A 976-nucleotide genomic window follows, 5' to 3' on the forward strand; every position below is an offset into this window, starting at 1 on the left:
CGCGATAGTGCGCCACGCCCTGCGGTTTATGCGGCGCCAGCTCTTCCAGCAGCTGACAAATGGTTTCCACCACCTCAATATTTTTACGCTCGTTATGACCGCCAATATTGTAAGTTTCGCCCGGTTCGCCGCGAGTCGCCACCAGATACAGCGCTCTGGCATGATCTTCTACGTATAGCCAGTCGCGGATCTGCTGCCCATTGCCATACACCGGCAGCGGCTTGCCCGCCAGCGCGTTGAGGATCGTCAGCGGGATCAACTTCTCGGGGAAGTGATACGGGCCGTAGTTATTTGAGCAGTTGGTGATAAGCGTCGGCAGGCCATAGGTCCGCAGCCAGGCGCGCACCAGGTGGTCGCTGCTGGCTTTCGAGGCCGAATAGGGGCTGCTTGGCGCATAGGGCGTGGTCTCGGTAAAGAAATCCTCGCTGCCGTGCAGATCGCCATACACTTCGTCGGTCGAGATATGGTGAAAACGGAACGCCGATTTTTTCTCCGTGGCCAGCGTATTCCACCAGCTGCGGGCCGCCTCCAGTAGCGTATAGGTGCCTACGATATTGGTTTCGATAAACGCCGCCGGGCCGTCAATCGAACGATCGACGTGGCTTTCCGCCGCCAGGTGCATCACCGTATCCGGTTGATGCTGACGGAAAATACGCTCCAGCTCGCCGCGGTCGCAGATATCCACCTGTTCAAAGGCGAAACGCGCATCCTGCGCCACTGGCGCCAGCGACATTACATTGCCGGCATAAGTCAGTTTATCCACCACCACCACGCGATCGGCGGTGTGCTGGATAATCTCCCGCACCACCGCCGAACCAATGAAGCCCGCGCCGCCGGTGACCAGAATGGTTCTCACCGCCACACTCCTTTGGTGTCGATGATATACGCCTGGGTGACGCTATCGCCGCTAACGGCTTTGAATTCGTTATGATCGACCAGCATCACCAGCACATCGGCGCTGGCCAGCGCCGCATCG

Annotated in this window: 2 protein-coding genes; both read right to left on the reverse strand. The window is 58.8% G+C overall.

The genetic code is table 11. From position 1 onward, the window contains the following. A partial coding sequence (gene rfbB / locus CWM53_RS20360; RefSeq protein WP_100750849.1) for a dTDP-glucose 4,6-dehydratase occupies positions 1 to 856 on the reverse strand: 856 nt, incomplete at its 3' end. Further along, positions 853 to 976, reverse strand: a 124-nt coding sequence (locus tag CWM53_RS32040) for a hypothetical protein (protein ID WP_227521725.1), incomplete at its 5' end; no start/stop codon positions are given. The genes CWM53_RS32040 and rfbB, both read right to left, overlap by 4 nt.

The sequence above is a fragment of the Klebsiella sp. A-Nf5 genome, assembly GCF_002810545.1.
Classification (GTDB): domain Bacteria; phylum Pseudomonadota; class Gammaproteobacteria; order Enterobacterales; family Enterobacteriaceae; genus Klebsiella; species Klebsiella variicola.